The sequence below is a fragment of the Pseudomonas sp. 18.1.10 genome (assembly GCF_024655625.1).
GTDB lineage: Bacteria > Pseudomonadota > Gammaproteobacteria > Pseudomonadales > Pseudomonadaceae > Aquipseudomonas.
Window position 1 is genome coordinate 1 of sequence record NZ_JANLGL010000361.1, and the last position, 3,564, is coordinate 3,564.

A 3,564-nucleotide genomic window follows, 5' to 3' on the forward strand; every position below is an offset into this window, starting at 1 on the left:
GGGTCAGTCAACGCAACTAGTGACTGAAACTCCGCATTCGCGAGCAAGCCCGCTCCCACATTTTTTGACCGCGTTCAGTCTTCCAAAGCGCGAACGCGCTGCATGCGTTTTTGCTCGACCGGGGCTGCAGAAGACTGCAACTCAAAGTCAAAATCAATCTGCGCAAACCGCCCTTCCACCCCAAATTCCCGCGCCAGTTGCTGATCGTCACTGAAACGAATCTCGGCAATCAACTCATCCCGCGTCGCGTAGGCAAAGTCATCGTGCAGGTACGGATCATCCGACAGGTTGATCTGCGTGGTCAGGTGTCGATGCCCTGGCGCCGAGATAAAGAAGTGAATATGCGCCGGCCGTTGCCCGTGGCGGCCCAGTTGATCGAGCAACTGCTGGGTCGGGCCGGTCGGCGGGCAACCGTAGCCCGACGGCACGATGCTACGGAAACGGTAGTTGCCCTGGGCATCGGTCTCGATGCGGCGGCGCAGGTTGAACTCGGACTGGGACGCGTCAAACCACGAGTAAGTACCACCCGTGTTGGCCTGCCACACATCGACAATCGCCCCGGCCAATGGCTTGCCGTCGGTGTCGCGCACCTGACCGCGCATGAACAGCGGCACCGCAGCGTCGGTGCCATCGTCCAACCGCGCTTCGAATTTGGAGAGCGGCGCGCCGGCCACGTACAACGGGCCTTCGATGGTGCGGGGCGTGCCGCCGGATTTGCCGGCTTCCTCGTCGGCCGCGTCCATCAGCAAGTCCAGGTAGTGCTCCAGGCCCAGTCCGGCGGCGAGCAAACCGGCCTCTTGGTTTTTGCCCAGCTCGTTGAGGTAGTTGACCGCCTTCCAGAACTCTTCCGGGGTCACTTCCAGGTCTTCGATGATGTTCACCGTGTCCCGCAGGATTCGGTAGATCAACGCCTTGGTGCGCGGGTTGCCGCCGTCGTTGAGGTTGCCGCTGGCTTCTTCGAGAAACCGTTGGGCATGGGCAGTCTGGGAAATTCGGATGGACATGGTGCAATCCTCATCTTGTAATTATTAGTGTTGAAAACAGGCTTAACGGTCGTCCTCATGGATCGACGAAGGGTGCCGGCACAGCGCGTTCACTTCGATGGCCATGTAGGGATAAAGCGGCAGCTGCATCAGCAGGTCGTGCAGTTCTTGCACGCTGTCGACATCGAACACGCTGTAGTTGGCGTAGAGCCCTGCGATGCGCCACAGGTGGCGCCATTTGCCCTCGTGTTGCAGGCGCTGGGCCAACGCCTTCTCTTCAGCCTTGAGGGCGGCGGCACGCTCGGGGTGCATGTCCAGCGGCAGGTTCACGGTCATTTTTACGTGGAACAACATGGCAGGCGCCTCTTAGTGTTTGTCACGACGGAAGAACGCCAGGCGCGCTTCATCAATGGCCAGGCCCAGGCCCGGGGCGGTGGAGACATGCAGGTGGAAATCGCGGTAGACCAGCGGCTCGACGAGGATGTCTTCGGTCAGCAGCAGCGGGCCGAACAGCTCGGTGTCCCACGCCAGTTTGTTCAGGGTCAGGAACGCATGGGCCGAAGCCAGGGTGCCGATACCGCCTTCGAGCATGGTGCCACCGTACAGGCCGATGCCGGCCGCTTCGGCAATCGCGGCGGTGCGCAACACGGCGCGCGGGCCGCCGTTCTTGGCGATCTTGAGGGCGAACACCGAAGCCGCGCCTTCGCGGGCCAGGTTGAAGGCGTCTTCCACGCATTCGATAGACTCATCCGCCATGATCGGCGCCGGGCTCGACAGATTGAGCCGGGCCATGCCGCCCCGGTTGTTGCGCGAAATCGGCTGTTCGATCAGGTCGATACCGTTGTCGCCCAACACCTTGCAAGCGCGCAGGGCGACGGCCTCATCCCAGGCCTGATTGACGTCCACCCGCACACTGGCGCGGTCGCCCAGGGCTTTTTTGATCGCGATCACATGGGCCAGGTCGTGGCTGACTTCGCCGGCGCCGATCTTTAGCTTGAAGATACGGTGGCGGCGCAGGTCGAGCATCTTCTCGGCCTCGGCAATGTCTTTTTCGGTGTTGCCGCTGGCCAGCGTCCAGGCCACCGGCAGCGCATCGCGCACACGGCCGCCGAGCAGTTCGCTGACCGGCAGGTTCAGGCGTTTGCCCAAGGCGTCGAGCAAGGCGCTTTCGATGCCGGACTTGGCAAAGGTGTTGCCACGGATGCTGCGTTCCAGGCGCAACATGGCGGCGTTGATATTGCTCGCGTCCTGGCCGATCAGCAGCGGGGCGAAGTGGCGGTCGATGTTGACCTTGATGCTGTCCGGGCTCTCGTTGCCATAGCTCAAGCCGCCGATGGTGGTGGCTTCGCCGATGCCTTCGATGCCATCGGCGCAGCGCAGGCGGATGATGACCAGCGTCTGGTTTTGCATGGTGTGCATCGCCAGCTTGTGCGGGCGGATGGTAGGCAGATCGACAATAATCGTCTCGATCGACTCGATGGCGCAAATCGGCATGGCAATACCCGTTGGGTTCTTTATAGATTTGCGTCGATTCTGTCCCGCATTTTTTCTGGGTTCCAATATAGAATTAGTCTCAAACAATACTCTCAAGGTATGAAGGGAGCTGACATGGAACTGCGTCACCTGCGCTATTTCCAGGTGCTGGGCGAAACCCTCAACTTCACCCGCGCCGCTGAACGCCTGCACATCGCCCAGCCGCCGCTGAGCCGGCAGATCCAGCAATTGGAAGAGGAACTGGGAGTGATCCTGCTGGAGCGCGGCCGCCCGTTGCGGCTGACCGAGGCCGGGCGGTTTTTCTATGAACACGCCAATGTGTTGCTCGAACAACTGAACAAGGTCTGCGACAACACCCGCCGCATTGGCCAGGGCGAGAAGACCTGGCTGGGAATCGGTTTTGCGCCCTCGACGCTGTACGGCGTGTTGCCGGAGTTGATCCGCCGCCTGCGCAACCACGAGGGGCTGGAGCTGGAGCTGGGCCTGTCGGAAATGACCACCTTGCAGCAGGTGGAAGCGCTCAAGGCCGGGCGGATCGATGTGGGCTTCGGGCGGATTCGCATCGACGACCCGGCCATCGTCCAGCGCGTGTTGGTGGAAGACCGCCTGGTGGCCGTGCTGCCCGCCGGCCACCCGTTGCTCGCCGCGCCCGCCACACTGGCGCAGTTGGCCGCCGAGCCGTTTGTGCTCTACCCCGGCAACCCGCGCCCCAGCTATGCCGACCACGTGATCGCCTTGTTCGATGCCCATGGCTTGAGCCTCCAGGTGGCGCAGTGGACCAACGAGTTGCAAACCGCCATCGGCCTGGTCGGCGCCGGGATGGGCGTGACGCTGGTGCCGGCATCGGTGCAGGTGCTGCACCGTGCGGATATTGGCTATACGCCGGTGGTGGAGGCTACGGCGACGTCGCCGATCATCCTCAGCCGACGGGTGAACGATCAGTCGCCGGGGCTGAGGCATTGTTTGCAGTTGGTGGAGGAGCTGATCTGAGATACCCCAGACACTGTAAATCTCCTGAGGGAACGGGCTTGTGTGGGAGCGGGCTTGCTCGCGAATGCGGTGGGTCAGCAATACATGTGCAAGCTGG

Annotated in this window: 4 protein-coding genes; 1 reads left to right on the forward strand and 3 read right to left on the reverse strand. The window is 62.1% G+C overall.

Going from position 1 to position 3,564, the window contains the following annotated elements:
• Positions 1-74: 74 nt before the first annotated feature.
• The 3 genes from catA to NUV89_RS28570 are packed head-to-tail and all read right to left on the reverse strand — an operon-like array spanning position 75 to position 2,477.
• A complete protein-coding gene (gene catA, locus NUV89_RS28560) occupies positions 75-1,004 on the reverse strand; it encodes a catechol 1,2-dioxygenase (RefSeq protein WP_257783952.1) in 930 nt (309 codons plus the stop codon).
• Between the two features lie 42 nt (positions 1,005-1,046).
• The gene (gene catC / locus NUV89_RS28565; protein ID WP_017735004.1) at positions 1,047-1,337 is read right to left on the reverse strand and encodes a muconolactone Delta-isomerase; all 291 of its coding nucleotides are present in this window, start codon (positions 1,335-1,337) and stop codon (positions 1,047-1,049) included.
• A gap of 12 nt (positions 1,338-1,349) precedes the next feature.
• On the reverse strand, positions 1,350-2,477 hold the full coding sequence (locus NUV89_RS28570; RefSeq protein WP_257783953.1) for a muconate cycloisomerase family protein: 1,128 nt from the start codon (positions 2,475-2,477) through the stop codon (positions 1,350-1,352).
• A gap of 114 nt (positions 2,478-2,591) precedes the next feature.
• Here NUV89_RS28570 and NUV89_RS28575 point away from each other — a divergent pair, with 114 nt between their 5' ends.
• On the forward strand, positions 2,592-3,467 hold the full coding sequence (locus NUV89_RS28575; protein ID WP_257783954.1) for a LysR family transcriptional regulator: 876 nt from the start codon (positions 2,592-2,594) through the stop codon (positions 3,465-3,467).
• The last annotated feature ends 97 nt before the right edge of the window (positions 3,468-3,564 follow it).